Origin of the sequence: Lederbergia citrisecunda, from assembly GCF_018343695.1 — a bacterium.
GTDB classification, from domain to species: Bacteria; Bacillota; Bacilli; order Bacillales; family Bacillaceae_C; genus Lederbergia; species Lederbergia citrisecunda.
Window position 1 is genome coordinate 3,106,304 of the sequence record NZ_JAGYPJ010000001.1, and the last position, 17,032, is coordinate 3,123,335.

At 37.9% G+C, this 17,032-nt stretch carries 17 protein-coding genes; 4 read left to right on the forward strand and 13 right to left on the reverse strand.

Features of this window, described 5'->3' with window-relative positions; translation table 11 throughout:
* Positions 1 to 63: 63 nt before the first annotated feature.
* From KHA93_RS15180 to KHA93_RS15210, 7 genes are all read right to left on the reverse strand, one after another.
* Positions 64 to 1,326, reverse strand: a complete 1,263-nt coding sequence (locus KHA93_RS15180) for a trans-sulfuration enzyme family protein (RefSeq protein WP_213111506.1) — start codon at positions 1,324 to 1,326, stop codon at positions 64 to 66.
* Between the two features lie 95 nt (positions 1,327 to 1,421).
* Positions 1,422 to 1,955, reverse strand: a complete 534-nt coding sequence (locus tag KHA93_RS15185; protein ID WP_213111507.1) for a hypothetical protein — start codon at positions 1,953 to 1,955, stop codon at positions 1,422 to 1,424.
* Positions 1,956 to 2,009: 54 nt separating this feature from the next.
* The gene (locus KHA93_RS15190; RefSeq protein ID WP_213111508.1) at positions 2,010 to 3,764 is read right to left on the reverse strand and encodes an ABC transporter ATP-binding protein; all 1,755 of its coding nucleotides are present in this window, start codon (positions 3,762 to 3,764) and stop codon (positions 2,010 to 2,012) included.
* A 36-nt stretch (positions 3,765 to 3,800) separates the two neighbouring features.
* On the reverse strand, positions 3,801 to 5,561 hold the full coding sequence (locus KHA93_RS15195; RefSeq protein WP_213111509.1) for an ABC transporter ATP-binding protein: 1,761 nt from the start codon (positions 5,559 to 5,561) through the stop codon (positions 3,801 to 3,803).
* 101 nt (positions 5,562 to 5,662) lie between these two features.
* Positions 5,663 to 7,015, reverse strand: coding sequence for a TldD/PmbA family protein (locus KHA93_RS15200; RefSeq protein ID WP_213111510.1), 1,353 nt, complete (start codon positions 7,013 to 7,015; stop codon positions 5,663 to 5,665).
* A gap of 3 nt (positions 7,016 to 7,018) precedes the next feature.
* Positions 7,019 to 8,407, reverse strand: a complete 1,389-nt coding sequence (locus KHA93_RS15205) for a TldD/PmbA family protein (RefSeq protein ID WP_213111511.1) — start codon at positions 8,405 to 8,407, stop codon at positions 7,019 to 7,021.
* 21 nt (positions 8,408 to 8,428) lie between these two features.
* Positions 8,429 to 8,770 carry a thioredoxin family protein gene (locus KHA93_RS15210; protein WP_213111512.1) on the reverse strand — a complete coding sequence of 114 codons (342 nt, stop codon included), beginning with the start codon at positions 8,768 to 8,770 and terminating at the stop codon, positions 8,429 to 8,431.
* A gap of 344 nt (positions 8,771 to 9,114) precedes the next feature.
* On the opposite strand from KHA93_RS15210, the gene KHA93_RS15215 reads away from it, so the two are divergent.
* Together KHA93_RS15215 and KHA93_RS15220 are read left to right on the forward strand one after the other, a co-directional pair.
* Complete coding sequence (locus KHA93_RS15215) at positions 9,115 to 10,416, forward strand: sensor histidine kinase (protein ID WP_213111513.1); 1,302 nt, start codon at positions 9,115 to 9,117, stop codon at positions 10,414 to 10,416.
* Between the two features lie 33 nt (positions 10,417 to 10,449).
* On the forward strand, positions 10,450 to 11,175 hold the full coding sequence (locus tag KHA93_RS15220; RefSeq protein WP_213111514.1) for a LytR/AlgR family response regulator transcription factor: 726 nt from the start codon (positions 10,450 to 10,452) through the stop codon (positions 11,173 to 11,175).
* A 34-nt stretch (positions 11,176 to 11,209) separates the two neighbouring features.
* Here the strand turns inward: KHA93_RS15220 and KHA93_RS15225 are convergent, their stop codons facing one another.
* The 6 genes from KHA93_RS15225 to sigY are packed head-to-tail and all read right to left on the reverse strand — an operon-like array spanning position 11,210 to position 14,138.
* Positions 11,210 to 11,986: an ABC transporter permease gene (locus KHA93_RS15225; protein WP_213111515.1), complete on the reverse strand. Its 777-nt coding sequence runs from the start codon at positions 11,984 to 11,986 to the stop codon at positions 11,210 to 11,212.
* Positions 11,983 to 12,870, reverse strand: a complete 888-nt coding sequence (locus tag KHA93_RS15230) for an ABC transporter ATP-binding protein (RefSeq protein ID WP_213111516.1) — start codon at positions 12,868 to 12,870, stop codon at positions 11,983 to 11,985. The genes KHA93_RS15225 and KHA93_RS15230 overlap by 4 nt, the downstream gene beginning before the upstream one ends.
* Positions 12,871 to 12,883: 13 nt before the next feature.
* A complete protein-coding gene (locus tag KHA93_RS15235) occupies positions 12,884 to 13,072 on the reverse strand; it encodes a PLD nuclease N-terminal domain-containing protein (RefSeq protein WP_213111517.1) in 189 nt (62 codons plus the stop codon).
* Position 13,073: 1 nt separating this feature from the next.
* Positions 13,074 to 13,283: a transcriptional regulator gene (locus KHA93_RS15240; RefSeq protein ID WP_213111518.1), complete on the reverse strand. Its 210-nt coding sequence runs from the start codon at positions 13,281 to 13,283 to the stop codon at positions 13,074 to 13,076.
* A complete protein-coding gene (locus KHA93_RS15245) occupies positions 13,273 to 13,608 on the reverse strand; it encodes a YxlC family protein (RefSeq protein ID WP_213111519.1) in 336 nt (111 codons plus the stop codon). Before KHA93_RS15245 ends, KHA93_RS15240 begins: the two co-directional genes overlap by 11 nt.
* Entirely contained in the window at positions 13,608 to 14,138 is a 531-nt protein-coding gene (sigY, locus tag KHA93_RS15250) for an RNA polymerase sigma factor SigY (protein WP_213112956.1), read from the reverse strand. Before sigY ends, KHA93_RS15245 begins: the two co-directional genes overlap by 1 nt.
* Positions 14,139 to 14,422: 284 nt before the next feature.
* Here sigY and KHA93_RS15255 point away from each other — a divergent pair, with 284 nt between their 5' ends.
* The gene (locus KHA93_RS15255) at positions 14,423 to 15,652 is read left to right on the forward strand and encodes an amidohydrolase family protein (protein WP_213111520.1); all 1,230 of its coding nucleotides are present in this window, start codon (positions 14,423 to 14,425) and stop codon (positions 15,650 to 15,652) included.
* 2 nt (positions 15,653 to 15,654) lie between these two features.
* Positions 15,655 to 16,884, forward strand: a complete 1,230-nt coding sequence (locus KHA93_RS15260; RefSeq protein ID WP_213111522.1) for an amidohydrolase — start codon at positions 15,655 to 15,657, stop codon at positions 16,882 to 16,884.
* Positions 16,885 to 17,032: the final 148 nt, after the last annotated feature.

Consider the following 17,032-nt stretch of genomic DNA (forward strand, 5'->3'; position numbering starts at 1 on the left):
TGATATGTTTCGCAATTCTATTAGGTGATTCGAGAGCTATCTATTAGACGTTTTCAACTTCTATTAGCGGTTTCTCACGTTCTTTTCACCGTATCCCCCCGCTTCTAACGAGCTATCGAAACCCCACTGCTCTATAAGACTGTTCAATGCTTGTTCCAGGTCCGCAATGATATCTTCGGAATCCTCTAAGCCTGTCGATAAACGGATTAATCCATCAGAAATATTAAATTTTGCGCGTTCTTCAGCCGGGATGGAAAAGTGGGTCATCGATGCTGGATGCTGAACGAGTGTTTCCGGGTCGCCTAAGCTGAAAGAGATCATAGCGAGTTGTAGTGCATTAATAAAGCTTTTAGCAGACTCAAAGCCTCCCTTTACTTCAAACGAAACGATTCCGCCCATGCCTGACATTTGTTGTTTTGCCAGTTCATGCTGAGGATGAGTGCTTAATCCTGGATAGTAAACATTTTCTATAGCCGGATGCTTAGCTAGGAAAAAAGCTATTGCTTCAGCATTGTGGCAATGTTGCTTTATTCTGAGGCCTAGCGTCTTTAATCCACGCAAAATCATAAACGCATCCCAAGCGTTCATATTTTGGCCAAGATCACCCATAATATTTTTACGCATGAATTGAATATGTTCATGCTTTCCTACTATAAAACCAGCAATTACATCTCCATGTCCGTTCAAGTATTTCGTAGCACTATGGACAACTATATCTGCTCCTAATTCGAGCGGTCTCTGTAAATAAGGTGTCATAAACGTATTATCGACGATTACTATTAGGCCGCGTGCATGGGCAAGTTCTGATAGTGCCCTAATATCGAGTACGGTCAAACAAGGGTTGGAAGGAGTTTCTATATACAGTACTTTTGTATTTGGGCGGATGGCATCCTCTACCACTTGCAAATTAGTACAGTCGACAAAGTCGGTAGCAATGCCGTAACGCGGTACCAATGAAGATAGAAATTTATAACTGCCTCCATAGACGTCACGTGTACATACGACATGATCTCCTTGCTGTAAAAAGGCAAGCAGAGAGCTAGATATAGCAGCCATTCCACTACTGACTCCTAAAGCAGCCTCTGCACTTTCCAACGAAGCAATTTTTTCTTCCAGAACTTCTTGTGTCGGATTTCCGTACCGACCGTAATACGTACCTTCCCTCTCCCCTGCGACACACGATGCAGCTGCCTCAACATTCGGGAAAGCATAAGCCACGGCTGGAACGATAGATGAAGCGACTGCGCCGGTTTTTGAACAAGGTCTTTGGGCGTTATGGATGATGGCTGTATCGATTTTCCATTTATTTTTAGTTGTTTGATCCACGGTGGTTCTTCCCCCTTATAATGACTACAAATCGAAAGGAGTCTCATATTTTGATAAAATCATCGAGACTCCTTCCTATCTTTTATTACAAAACCTTATTTTAATTTCTCTTCAAGCAGTTTATATACGTCTTCATAATTTGGATGACCTTCAGCAAGGAAGAAATAGTAATGATCGATGACCAATACAGGAATTTCTCCTTTTTCTCCTGCATACTCAGCAGTCCCCATGCCAGTTTTTCTTGCATGCTCTAAGTTTTCATCAGCTGGATCTAAATCATACATTTGGAGCGTGAACATATCTTCACCATTAATTTCAATTTGTGCTGCCATTTTTGCGTTGAAAAAGGAATAGTCAGAAGGTGTTAATTCTCCAACTTCATAGCCATTTTCTTTTAGCAAATCATGAACTTTAATAAAGTACTCATTGTTTGCTGCCTCAGGATTAATTAGTTCTTCTGGCCACTCTTCTTCAGATGCTTGTCCTTCATCTGCTCCTTGATCTTCACCCTTAACTTGTTCTTCATTTCCTTTGCCATCTGCTTTTTCATTATTCGCTTTATCACCGCCACAGGCTGCTAAGGCAGTTGACAGAATAAGAGTCAACACTAATAGTAATAATTTTTTCATGTTCTTTTCCCCCTTGAAATATATAACAATATTAATAATTATCGCTATTTCTTTTTACAATATAGCTAACCTAGAATCTTTTTCTTGTTGGATTTCAGCTAGTCTACGGTATAAAGGATTATTCGCAAATAGTTCTTCATGATTGCCAATACCATTTACTTTTCCTGAATCAATGACGATAATTTGATCTGCATGTTTAACTGCGTTTAAATCATGCGCAACCATGATTGTTGTACGTCCAACCATAATATCTTTCAATGAATTCTCAACTTCGTTTTCTGAACGAGCATCCAAGCTAGCTGTTGCTTCATCTAGAATTAGATATCTTGTATCTTTGATAAAAGCACGGGCAATTGCAATTCGTTGACGTTGTCCTCCTGAAAGTTGGGAACCAAATTCGCCGACTTCTGTATCAAGCCCTTCAGGGAATTCATCAATAAATTCAAGAGCATCTGCCATCTCAGCTGCAATCCTAACTTCTTCATCACTCACTTCACGATCAATGCCATATGTAATGTTATCTCGTATCGTTCCTGATAAAAGCGGGCTCGATTGCGATACATATGAAATTGATTTACGCCATTCGTCGAGATGTATTTCATCTACAGGCTGGTTACCCATTAATATTCGACCAACATTCGGATCATAGAATCGTTCGAGCAAGTTAAGGATGGTTGATTTACCACCTCCACTTGGACCAACAATCGCTGTAAATTTCCCTTCAGGAATCGTGAAGTTGATATTTGATAAAATGTTTTTATCTTCATAGCTAAAAGAAACATTTTCAAGCCTTAAATCACCGCCGGCTTTTTTCTGTACTTCTTCCATTGATACTTGTTTCTTCATTTCTTCGCTATTTGTATCCAAAATAGAAGAAATTTTTTCCGATGCACCTTTTGCCTGTTTTAACATTTGCCAAAAGAGGCCATATTTCAAGACACTGTTATGGATAAAGGCTACGTACATAAAGAAAGAAATAACCTGGCTCACTTTCATTTCGCCCTTGCTTACCAAGTAGGCACCGTAAAGCAGCACAGTTCCTTGAATAATCGCCTGTACACTTTGCATGAGCGGTTCCGCAAATAAATCTACGTATGCCCGCTTTTTCTCTGCTTTATATTGTTCTCTTAAGATGTAGTTTGCATCATCTATTTCCTTCTGTTCTTTACCGAATGATTTAATTAAACGTACTCGTGGAAGTCTTTCGGCAAAGAATGCAGTGATCCCAGCAAACTGTTCTTGCACACCATGCTGCGTTTTTTGCGTAAAATGTCCGACAACAGCTGTGACAATCAATATATAAGGTATAACTGGAAGTAGCGCTAGAGTCAGTTTCACGTTCATGTTGTACATTATGACGAAAGAACCAATCATTCCATATGATGAGACTACAAGCATTTTAAAATAATCAATCACTTGGTCAATAAAAGATGTATCTTGTGTGACCCGACTGATCAATTGTTGTGATGGCTGTTTCTTATACTGGCGCATCGGCATACGAATCAATTTATCCCAGAGCGTTCTTTGAATATTTCGTTTCGTCACCGGACCAGTAATTGATACAAAAAAGGCAGAAACAGCAGCTAATGAAATAGCAATACTACTCAAGAGAATATACTTCTTTACTATCTCACTATCAAAAATTTTCCCTGCCATGATTTGTTGCATAACAAGCGGTAATCCCAGGGATAAAGTGGTCGACAAGATGGCCGCTACAAAACCGGCAATATATAAATGCCATGGCAATTTTGATTTAAAGATGAGTTTGAAAAATTCTCTCCAAGAATGTTGATTTTTTGATTCTTGCATCTCTTTTACCTCCTTTCAAAGTTGTATGGCATTGTCTTATCCTGCTTGTGAATTCATGTGAAGCTGAACAAACAGCTTATAAAGTTCATTCGTTTCCATAAGCTGCTCGTGAGTCCCAATACCATCCACTTTTCCAGAGTCGAGTAAAATAATTTGATCTGCATCGCGTATTGTTGATAGGTCATGAGCAATCATAATTGTTGTATGGCTTTCCATTAACTTTTTCATCGCCTCTTGTACTGACTTTTCTGATTGGCTATCGAGGCTTGCTGTCGCCTCATCGAATAGAAGAATCGGCGCATCTCTTAAGATTGCTCGAGCAATCGCTATCCGTTGACGTTGTCCGCCTGATAGATTAGCCCCACCTTCACCTACATTTGTTTCATATCCATTTGGAAATTCTCTAATAAACTGAAGGGCATTCGCTGCTTCTGCGGCACGATTGATTTCAAGCTCACTTACTTCACGGTCAACACCATAGACTATATTTTCACGGATAGAACCAGAAATAAGTGGACTGTCTTGCGCTACATAACTGAAAAGATTGCGCCAATCCCTTAAGTCAACATCACTAATTAATTTACCATCGCCAATCGTGATGGTGCCTGAATTAGGCTGATAAAATTGTTGTAGTAGAGAAAAAATGGTTGATTTTCCGCTTCCACTCGGTCCGACAATCGCTGTGACTTTTCCATTTAGTATTGTAAAATCAAGGTCAGATAGGACTTCATTATTATCAACATAACTAAAGGATACATTGTTAAATGTAATATCTTCGTCTAGGCTAGATATGTTAAATTGTCTTTCAATATCTTCTAATGGACTATCAATCAAATCTGCTATACGAGATGTAGCCCCTTGGCTTCGCTTCATTTCCATATAAGCATAAATAAATATCATTAACGTTGGCCATAGCATTCCTACATACATAAAGAAGCCAATCCATTGTGGTAGGGTAATCGCACCAGTCTTTACCAGATAAACACCAAAAGCTATGACTAAAACTTCTTGGGTGATACTCAAAATCCCGCTGATTGGGTTTTCTACCCAGTTTACAATTGCTCTTTTAAAACTCGCTTTATAATAACTTTGAAGATATTCTTTTCCACGCTGTTCTTCTTTTGTTTCGGTGACGAATGTTTTGATAAGAGGTACACTCATTAATAATTCCGAAAGAAATTGTGTTAATTGGGATAGACGGTTAAAAGCCAGCTTATTAGCACGATAATTCCATTTTCCATAATAAATATTAAATAAGAGATAAATAGGAACATAAATAAATACAGATAATCCCAATCGCCAATCATAGTTAAATAAAATGGCAATTGTTGCAATCGTATAATAAACACTGGCAATCAAGGTCGGCACCCACGATCCGAGTACTTGGCTGATAGTTGCAGCGTCATTTGTAACTCTACTAATCATTTCTGTCGGCTTCACACGATCATATAAAGAAAGTGGTGACAGCATGAGCCTTTCCCAAATCAAGCTACGATAACTTATGTCAATTTTATACATTAATAGCTTATTAAAATAACGAACAATCCCATCAACGAGGATCCCTACCACAAGTACCGTTATTGCTCCATATATGACTTCTTTTTTTAGAACTCCTTCATATATTTTTTGGACATATTGAGGGAATATTAAAGTCACTGTTGAAGAAGCAAGAAACGCGAGAATGACAAAAATCAGCCAACCCCAAGGTAATTTCGCTTTGAACATTAATTTGAAGTAAGCTTTCCAAATCCCTTTTTCATTGTGTTTTTTTAGAATGGGCATTTCATTTTCCAACATCGTTCACCCCTCTCCCTTTACTAATTAAATCTTCTGAAAAATCTTTTCGTAGAATAGAGTGACGTGCATGTACAATAACAAAGATGCACGTCCTCCAATTTTTATTCAGTCTTATTACCAGAAACCAACAACGGTTTTACTTTAATGGAAGGAGATGTAACAGAACCTAAAATGCGTAAATCACTTCCAACTTCTTCTATGTTGTGAATGAGATCAAAGAAGTTCCCTGAGACTGTAATTTGATCAACAGGTCGAACCACTTTTCCATTTTCGATTAAAAATCCAATTGCAGCTAAGGAAAAGTCACCGGCGACTGTATTGATGCCTGCGTTTGCTCCTTGTAACTCTACAATCAAGATTCCTTTATCTATCGTTGAAATCATCTCATCCAATGAACGATTCCCCGGTTCAAGGTATAAATTGTATGGTCCAACGGAGATGGTTCCACGATAACCTGATTTCATAGCGTTCCCTGTAGATTCTACACCATCTTTTTTCGCTGTTTTTCGGTTATGCATGAAGGTCATTAATTGGCCATTTTTTATGATTGCTTTGCACTTCGTTGCAAAACCTTCTGAATCGAAAGTAATATATCCAGGAACATCTTTCATCAACGGATCATCGATTAAAGTGAAATTTTCTCCTGCCACTTGTTCACCAAGTTTTCCAGCAAATTTCGAATAGCCTTTTTGTACATTTTCTGCAGTTAGTAACCCAAGGAAGGAACCAATTAGTTCAGTTGCAGTACTATCACGGAAAATGATTGGATATTTTCCCGTTTCAATTGAATCGGCTCCTAATTTCGACACTGCTTCATCTACTGCTTTCTTGGCGATTTTTTTAAAATTAAGCTTGGAGAACTCTGTTAAGGTGTAGTCAGATTCTCCACCAGTAGCTGTCGATTGACCATCATTGGCAACAAGATAAAGTCCACCACTAACGTAAGCTGTTTTTTCATGACAATGAAGTCCTTTTGAGTTAGCAATGAATATTTCGCTTATATTTTTAGTCAGATAGCAATATTGAACGAGTTGAACTCGATCATCTAAATCATATGCTGTCTGTTCCATTTCAAAGGCAGCTTCGATTAACTTATCTGCCTCCACCTGTTCGAGTTCTTCTGAAAAAGGTCTGTTAGGAGGGTATTCTTTAGATCCTTCAAATAAATCTTCTCCATCTTCGATTTCAAGAACCATCGCATTACTTAATGCTTCTTCAAGTAGAAGTGAGATTGAGTCACGATCAATCTTTTCAGCGTAGGAATATCCCATCTGACCATTGAATAAGCCTCGGAATGAGACACCGCCTGTTTCGGCGATATTGTATTCATCAATTTCTTGTTTATGGACGTTGACAGAAAGAGATTTATTGGAAGAATAATAGATTTCCATTTCAGTAAAACCTGATTCCTTACCTGCTTGAAACAATTCATTTTGAAACTCAAGGATATCCATGGATTAATTCCCCCCTCTTCCACCGACGGTCAATTCAGATACACGAATCATCGGTTGACCTACTGTCACAGGGATGTTTCCACTACTGGCTCCACATATGCCAAGGCCAAGTTCTAGATTATTCCCAACCATGTCGATTTTCTTTAATGTGTCAATCCCTTTTCCAATAAGCGCTGCTCCTTTGATTGGTTCAGCAATCTTACCATCTCGGATCATATACCCTTCGCTGATGGAAAAGTTATAATCACTCGTTGCTGGATTAACCGAGCCACCATCCAAATGTTTCGCATAAATCCCTAGTTCCGTATTAGCAATAATATCTTCTGGCTTAGAGTCACCAGGTGCTATATACGTATTATTCATTCGAGAAGTAGGCGCATATAGATACGATTGTCGTCTTCCTGAACCAGTAGGAGCCATTTTCATTTTTCGGCTGCCTAGTTTATCAATGAGATAGCCCTTTAAAACACCATTTTCAATCAATAAATTTTTCTGGGTTGGCATCCCCTCATCATCATTATTAACCGAACCCCAAGTATTTGGAATTGTCCCGTCGTCATAAGCGGTTACCAATGGAGAAGCAACAGACTCTCCTAATTTATCTGCAAAAATCGACGCTCCTCTTGATACAGCATGAGACTCTAGCCCATGGCCACATGCTTCATGGAAGATAACTCCTCCAAATGCATTATCAATTACGACTGGGAAATTTCCTGAAGGGGCATGGTCCGCAAAAAGGATTGTTTTGGCACTCCGCGCAACATCTTTGGCGTATGCTTCAATGTCAAGATTTTGCATATACTCTAACCCACCGAAATATCCTGGTCCCATAAAAGCAGATTCTTTTTCATTACCCGACTCGGCCATTGCCGAAATGCCAAGACGGCTATACACTCTGCGATCTTCCATGAATAAACCTTCTGAATTGGCTATTAAAATATCTTGAATATTATCTAAGTAAAAAATGCTCGTTTGCGCAATGACAGGATCATATCCTTTAGCCGCTTCATGCGCTCGTCTCATCCATTCTACTTTTCTATTTTTTTCAATTGTGTTTGGCAATACGATTATTTCGTGTTTGTTGTCAATGACGCTTTTTCGTAAATCAATTGAAAGCCCTAATGGATTGCTGCGGATTGACTGTGCAGCAGAACGTGCTACCCTGATTAAGTTATCTTCACTGGCATCATTCGTATAGGCATATACGGAATACTCACCCTTTAAAATGCGAATTCCCACTCCAAAGTCGCGGCCTGAAATAGCCTTTTCAACTGCTCCTCCTAGCATCGTAAGAGAAGAATTTTTCTTATCTTCTACGAATATCTCAGCAAAATCTCCGCCTGTTTCCAAGGCAGCATAAATAACCTTCTCTGCGATTGATTGTTGCAGCATGTTGTCACTCCTTCCAAACCTTTATAAGACGTCACTTAAAAACTTCATTAGTTCTTCTTCATACAAAGCGCCAATGAACATTTTCATAACTTCACCATTTTTAAATAAAATTAAGGTTGGAAAACCCATAACTTCATACTTTTTTACAATCCAGCTTTGATCTTCAAGTACATCCTCCATCGTAACGTGGTGCTTTACAAATTTCACTTTACCTTCAAGATTTACTGAAACCTCATCAAGAACAGGCACCATCGCTTCACATGGTCCGCAACCATCTGTATAAAAATCTACTAAAACAGGAAGCTCACATTCAAGAACTTCTTGTTGGAAATTATCTTTTGTTACTGCAGTTACTTTAGACATGCAGAAATCCTCCTTTTAATTAATATCCATCGTTTGAAGATTTTCGAATTTTATATTTTCTGAATGTTCAAACGAAAGATTGTATGTTTATTGTATTTTCTCTCTTCCTATTTATTAGTTCAATAGACAGCGTGCATTGTGGTTGTTTTGGAACCTATTCTGTACACATTCCTGCTTATTTGATACAATTGGGCAAAAATAAGTGGAGAAATTAGTAATAAAAAAAGAAAAAACCTGAACTTGGCCAGATTTTGGTTTTTGCTTGCTCTTTTTTTATTATGGTAAAATAGTAACAAATCGTAATGTGTGCTACCTGTTACGGAATGAAAAGGTGATCCGATTTCATGAATATTTTACATGCCTTTTTCTCGATATTAATATGGGCAATTGAAATAAATACCGGACTCCTTCTTGGATTCTCATTGGTCGAAACAGATCTTAAGAGCATTGTGAAAAAGCTGTTGCCAGTCAGTATCACAGCTGGTTGTATCTATTATTTATTTCATACTTATATAAGTCTACTTCCTGTACTATATTGCGCATTAATCCCTATATTATTTTTACTACTTAAATTACCCCTGAAACAAATAACTATTGGAGTGCTGTTAGCACTGACATTCGACTTAAGTATTGTAAAAATTTTAGAATATAATCTACTAGATATACTTTTATTGAGCAGCCATATAGAAAAGGATACAGGCATCAAGCTATCATTGGATCTATTTGTCGCTCTTAACAATGTTTTAATTGGTTATATTATTTTTCATAAAACCCCTTCCTTATTTCCTAAGGTTTGGTTTGAAAAAAATGTTCTTGGTATAGGAAACCAAAATGTAAATATTTTCTTTGTTATCGTTTTACTGTTCCTTGTTGATCTAGGACTCTACTATTCATATACGGAGCTTCCTTTTTTTAGATTAAGTTTTCGTATTTTTTTAACTTTTTGGATCACAATCATTTGTATTTTCATTGTATTTTTTTTAAGAACTTCTATTGTATACAAATTAGAGCGTTCACAATTCTTTCTCGACCGTCAGCATCAAGAGGACCTGCTTTCTTATTACAGCATCATTCGCTCCCAACGCCATGACTTCAATATTCATATAAATACGATCTATTCTTTGCTCAATCGTCAAGATTATGAATCTAGCAAAGAATATATTAAATACATGGTGGCGGATACGAAATATATCAATGATTTACTTCCCCTTCATCATCCAGCAATCGGGGCTATACTGAATACATTTAAAGAGCTTGCGGCTCAAAAAGGGATTCAAATTAAGTATTTTATTTATGATGATTTACGGACGACGCCCTGTTCTGTTTACGAAATGAATAAAATAATAGGAAATCTCATCCAAAATGCGGTTGAAGAAGTAGAATACAAGCAAAAAGAAGCACGGGTAATCGAAGTGCAAATTGCAAAAGAAAGAGACAATATTGTAATTACAGTCACCAATGCAACTGAAATGGCTGAGCAGGATTTACAGAAAATCTTTAATAGTGGACATACAACCAAAAAGGCACATGAAGGAATCGGGTTACCAACTGTACAAAATATCGTATCGAAATATAAAGGTGTCGTATATCCAATTCTTAGCGATGGAAATATTAGCTTTATTGTTCGAATTCCAACTTCCTTATAGTCTAGCTCGGAGGTGAAGACTCTGGAAATCAATGTGTTACTCGTAGATGACGATCAAACGTGCATTGAATCATTGAAAACAAGCTTAAGATCCTTTTCCTTTATTAATATAGTCGGTGAAGTAAACAACGCGTTTGATGCCATTTGTTTTTTGCAGAAAAATGGAGTTGACCTCATATTTTTAGATATCGAAATGGACGAAACGAATGGGTTGGAGTTGGCAAATCATTTAAAATCAACACATCCAGACATTTTAGTCATCTTTGTGACTGGGCATCCCGGCTTTGCCCTTAAGAGTTTTGAGGTACATCCTGTTGATTACTTAACAAAACCAATTAATATGCTCCGCCTCGAGAAAGCATTGGAAAAGGTAAAAGAAATTAAAAATCCTCATACTCCTAAATTCGATCAAAAAATTGGAATAAAGGTTTCCGGAGGCATTCGAATTGTAAATGTGAATGATATTTTATTTTTAGAAAAAAGAGGAAGAAAGGTTTTTATCGAATGTGACGAAGGGGATTCATTCGATTGCAGCGAGTCTATGCAAACATTAGAAATGATTTTTTCCCAATATGGGTTTTTCCGTTCGCACCAATCATTCCTTGTCGCCATTGACAAGATCAAGGCCATTTATCCGGATTCATTTACACGATCCTATTTAATCGAGATGAATCACAACGAAATGAAACTACCATTAAGCAGGAATAAGTACCAGGAATTAAAGGATTTGCTATATTCAAAAGGAGTTCATATTTACTAAAAGCAACCCTGCAATTTATAGCAGGGTTGCTTTCTTAATAGCTTTCATATTTTTTAAATAAATATACAGTTAATCCGAAAACACACAGTATTAGGGCAATACTAGAAAACATCATTGTTCCAAATGCATCTCCCCATGTTCCTGAAGCTAGATAGGAGCTAGCGTGATTTAATGCATTCGAAGGACTCCATCCCATGAATTTCGGGAAAAGGGAACCACATAAGGCAAGTGCTGCTACAGTTAGTAGGCTTGCTCCAGCAACACCCCCCACTTTTTTAAATACTGTCCCTGCAAGTAGCGTGGCAGTCAGTGTAAACAAAATCCAAATACTATAAACCCCTAGACTAGCAAAAAACCGCTTGATTTCCACTTCTTCGAATAATATATTCGTATAATAATAGGACAATCCATAACCAATAATAAAAGAGGCTAACAAGATAATGGCATTGGCGACCCATTTGCTGGTAATATATTGATATGCTTGAACAGGGCGCGCCATTACTAAGGAAAGCGCTCCGCTATTTCTTTCCTGCACAATGCTCCCCATCACACTTAAAACGAATATTGCAGTTCCAATCGTTCCTATTTGTGATAAGGTCCCTGCCAGCACTTCCGCTCCCGTTGGAACAGGAAATTCAATGATGGTTCCCTCTGGTAAGTTACCCGCGGCATCCAAAATTTGCGGCATATAATATTGAGTAATAGGTTGGGAAATGGCAAGTACACTGAGCACAATTGGCAACCAAATTAACTTTTTATCTCTCCACGCTTCTAACAGTTCTTTATTTAATAACGTAAGAAAGGTACTCATTGATTCACCACCTCCATGTATGCATCTTCTAATGTATGATTTTTTACTTCAAAGCGATTAATTGTCATATGATTGGTTATACAATCTTCAAGCAGTCGGTTTCGACTTGCTTCGTGTAATTTAATTTCTGCCGATGTTGGAGACGTTAACAGATACTCCTTTACATACTCCTTCGACTTAATCCAATCCTCCAATTTTTCCTCAGTGGACAGGATGAACGTTTCTTCTATTTTCCTCTTCCTTAACGAATCCAGTGATCCAGCCCACTTCACAGTTCCTTCTTTCAGCATGATGATGTGGTCACATACTTGTTCCGCATCATGTAAAACATGAGTAGAGAACAAAATAGCCATTTTCTTTTTTAATTCCATCATAATATTCAGGACGTCACGGCGCCCAGTCGGATCGAGAGCAGATACTGGTTCATCCAGTATGAGCAACTTTGGATCGTGAAGCATCGCTTGAGCTAGTCCCAATCTTTGTTTCATTCCTCCTGAGAATCCTCCGATCCGTTTGTTTTTGGCCTCTTCCAATCCTACAAACGAAAGCATTTCATTACTTTTATTCTGCAATTCTCTTTTTGAGAGATTAGAGAGTTTCCCAGCAAATTGTAAATATTCTATAGCTGTCATCCAAGAGAAAAAAGCTGGGTATTGTGGCAAAAATCCAATGTCTTGCCGATTGATTGTTGTTCCACCTTGAAAAACAATTTTTCCAGACGTAGGGGTTAACAATCCAGATAACATGTTCAAGGTTGTCGTTTTTCCTGACCCATTCGGACCTAGAAGCGCGACACATTGATTATGCTCAATGTTAAGTGTCAATTCCTTAACTGCTACATGTTCTTTATACTTTTTTGATAATTTTTCTACTGTTAATAGCATTTCCATTCTCCGATCAATATTTTTTCTTTCCGATTATAAAATAAAGTACCGGTCCTACAAGATTTCCAACGACAATGATAATAATCCATAACCATTTTGGGCCGTTTGTCTTCTCTTCCTTAATACAACTCGTAAGTGCAAAGGCCATCAGAATCACCTGCAAAATAATTAACGGTGCGATAACTTCCCATGAAATTGGCATATTACTCTTCCTCCATTTTTAGTTTTTTTTGATATGGTCGAATGACAATGAAATAATAAAAAATCGTTGGCAACGGAAATTGAATTAATCCCCATATTCCCCATAGCCAAGCAAGCGCTCCTTTTTTCTTGGCATCAATAAATAGTAACGTACTTTGTGCCAGTAAAATTGGGGAAACGAGCAATAAGGATATCATCACTTCAGAATCCATTGCTTTCCACCCCATCCCTTTTATTTCTACGTCTACTTTCCGCTATTAAAATAATCGGGATAAATACAAACGCCAGTCCCTGAACCCACAAAAAAATAGGTGGCATTTTAAAAGTAAATACAATATAGGAGGTTAATATCGCAAAGGCCGTGGCGATAAATAAAATCAATTCACGTATAAATGCCTTTTTCCGTTTTATTTTAAATTCATTTAAAGTATTTAAAAGCTGATATTGCTCTGGAATTGCTGGTTCATATACATCTTCCATCTTCGCCATATCCTTCTTAAAACGGTTTTGCCATTCTCCTTCATTATGATTCTTCATCACGACCACTCCTTTCGAATTTGTTTTATTCCGTTGTGCACACGTGTCTTAACCGTTCCTTCTTTAATGTTAAGCATTGTTGCAATCTCAGGATAAGTAAAACCATAGTAATGTCTTAGTAAAATGGGGGCTCGTATATCTGGATCTAACTCGGCAAACTGACTCATGTACTCCGTCCACTCATGGCCGCCCATAGATATATCCCATTTCACTTTACGAGTAGCATCATCTCTTGCCTTTTCAAAACGTTTTCGTTCGCGTTTTTCTTTTCTTTGATGATCGATATAAACCCGTGATGCTATGGAAATAAGCCAAGTTGAAAATTTGGAGTCACCTTTGAAATTCGGAAGATGAACATAAGCCTTCAGCATCGTTTCCTGAGTCAAATCTTCTGTTAAGCTAGGATCAAGGCTAAGCTTTATTAAATATTTATATAAAAACATATAGTTTTTTTGAAAAAGTGCCGTGAATGCTTCATCATTTCCCTTTTTCGCACGTGATATTAACTTTCTCTCTTCTGCCTGCTCCAACGAAACACGAACCCCCTCTCTGTTTGCTCTAATGATATGACGCTCGATATGCGACAATCGTTCATACAAAAATAAATATTTTTTCAAATTGTAGTTTTTTTGATTATAACTATATTTTAAACACAAAAAAGCTCCTTGCCATCGTAAGAAGCTTAAATGATTCTATCCCATTTTAGCTATTAAAGTTTCGTAACAATTATTTTTTCATGGGAGTGCTAGTGTAATATAAAGAAAGGAAACCACGTACCACTTTTTAAACTACTTATTTAGAGAGGATTTTTTTTATGACAAAGTTGCTCATCCAACAAGCTAGATTAGAAACAGGCTTTGAATACATAAATGATCGAGTTCAAGGAACGAAGACGGATCTATTCGATGTTCTCATTGAGGGCGGAAAAGTAATCGAAGTTGAACAAAACATACAGGTTGAGGCAGATATTGTCATTCAGTCAGAAGGTAAATTACTTATGCCTTCTTTTAGAGAGATGCATATACACGTAGATAAAACTTATTTTAGTGGTCCTTGGAAAGCCTGCATCCCGATTACAAAAGGAATATTAACTCGGATTGAAGAAGAAGAAACTTTACTTCCTCAGCAACTTCCTGTAGCTCAACAACGTGCAGAAAAAATGATTGAGTGGCTCATATCTCAGGGACATACACATATTCGCTCCCATTGTAATGTTGACCCAAATATTGGCACTAAACATATTGAAATTACTCGGGAAGCATTTAGTAAATTTGAAAATCAAGTTACATATGATATCGTTGCCTTTCCGCAACACGGACTGCTTCGTTCAAAAGTCGAGCCATTGATGAGGGAAGCAATGAGAATGGGAGCAACTCTTGTTGGCGGAGTAGATCCTGCTACGATAGATCGAAATATTGACAAATCATTAAATACAATGATGGATATTGCAGTGGAATCGAATTCCGGATTGGATATCCATATTCATGATCCGAACTCCTTAGGAGCATTTCAATTTTATAAATTAGCTGACCTTACTATAAAGGCTAGCAAAGTCGGGAAAGTCACGATTAGCCACGCCATGGCTCTTGGTGATTTAAATGGCAAGGAATTGGATGATATGATAGCAGCTTTAGTTGAAGCTGGGATTGATGTAACCTCAACTGTACCAATTAATCGACCAACGATTCCGATTCCATACCTTTACGAAAATGGAGTGCCCGTTTCTCTGGGACATGATAGCTTGACAGATCACTGGTCTCCATTTGGAACTGGCAACACTATCGAAAAGCTTTGCGTATTAGCTGAGCGCTTCCGCTTCATAGACGAATATTCTCTTAACCGTACCTGGAAATATGCCACTGGCGGCATTACACCTTTGAACGACATAGGTGAACAAGTATGGCCGAAAAAAGGCGATTCAGCGAATATGATACTCGTTGACGCTGTTTCTTCTTCACAAGCTGTAGCACGGCGCCTACCTATCACCCACGTATTATTCGAAGGAAATGTTGTCCGCTCAAAACTAGAGAGGGGAGAGAAATGACAATGAAACAAACAAAATGGCTAACAAATGTAAAATTAGAAGTTGGAGAACGTTTTTTAAGTAGTGGTGTTGTAGAAACTGAAACCGCTATCTTTCATTTAAAAATACATAACGGAAAAATTGTGGAACAACTATCTGAAAAAGAAATGATCCCTTCAGGTGAAGAACAACTAGATATGAAAAAAATGCTTGCAATCCCTACCTTTAAAGAAATGCATAACCATTTAGATAAAACGTATATGACACTTGATTGGAAAGCATGTATTCCCGTATCAAGTCTCAAGGAACGTCTATATTTAGAAGCCCAGGAATTAATGGAATTAGCAGGAAGCGCAAAACAGCGTGCAACGAAAATGATTGAAACATTACTAGGTTATGGTTCAACACATATTCGTACACATGTGAACATCGATCCTTATATTGGAATGAAAAATTTAGAAGGTGTCATAGCAGCGCTAGAATCATTTAAAGGAAATGTTACATATGACATTGTTGCCTTCCCGCAGCATGGGCTACTACGTGAAAACGTCCCTGCTCTGATGCGAGAAGCTTTAAGAAATGGAGCGACAATGGTTGGAGGGTTGGATCCTGCTGGAATTGACAATGCAATAGAAAAATCACTTTATGAAATAATGGATATTGCAACAGAGTTCGATGCCGATGTAGATATTCATTTACACGACGGAGGTTTTGTTGGCTATTATACCGCGGATAAGTGGATCGATATTGTGGAAGAAGCAAAATACAAGGGGCGCACCGCACTGAGCCATTCTTTTTGTCTTGGCGATGTACCGATTCTTCAACAGGAACAGATTTCCGCTCGTCTATCAGAACAAGATGTAGCTATTATGTCAACTGTCCCTATTGGCCTAGGACGCACCTTGCCTCCAATTGAACTTTTAGATCGTCACGGAGTCCGCGTTTACTTCGGTTGTGACGGATTTTATGATTCTTGGAGCCCCTACGGTACAGGTGATGTGTTAGAGAAAGTGACACGCTTTAGTGAATTAAACAGAAGAATTGATGAACGCTCTCTACGTTTAGGATTGAAATGGGCAACAGGAGGAGTGACACCTTTAGACTCTTTGGGAAATAAAGTGTGGCCAAACGTTCAAGATGATGCAGATTTTGTATTTGTTGACGCAGCTTCAACAGCAGAAGTCGTAGCACGAAAGCCAGCTAATCGAAAAGTTATGGTTAAAGGTGAGTTTGTTTCAATACCGGAAATTTAAAAAAACTTTTACATTCTCTCAAGTTGTTCGGAAGTAGAAAATAAAAAACGCCGATAATGATTAATTCGGCTCTTTCCAGCTCTTTCTTATATGTACCAATACGACGTTCATTATATAAAAAAAATCAGCAGAGGAATACTCCCCTGCT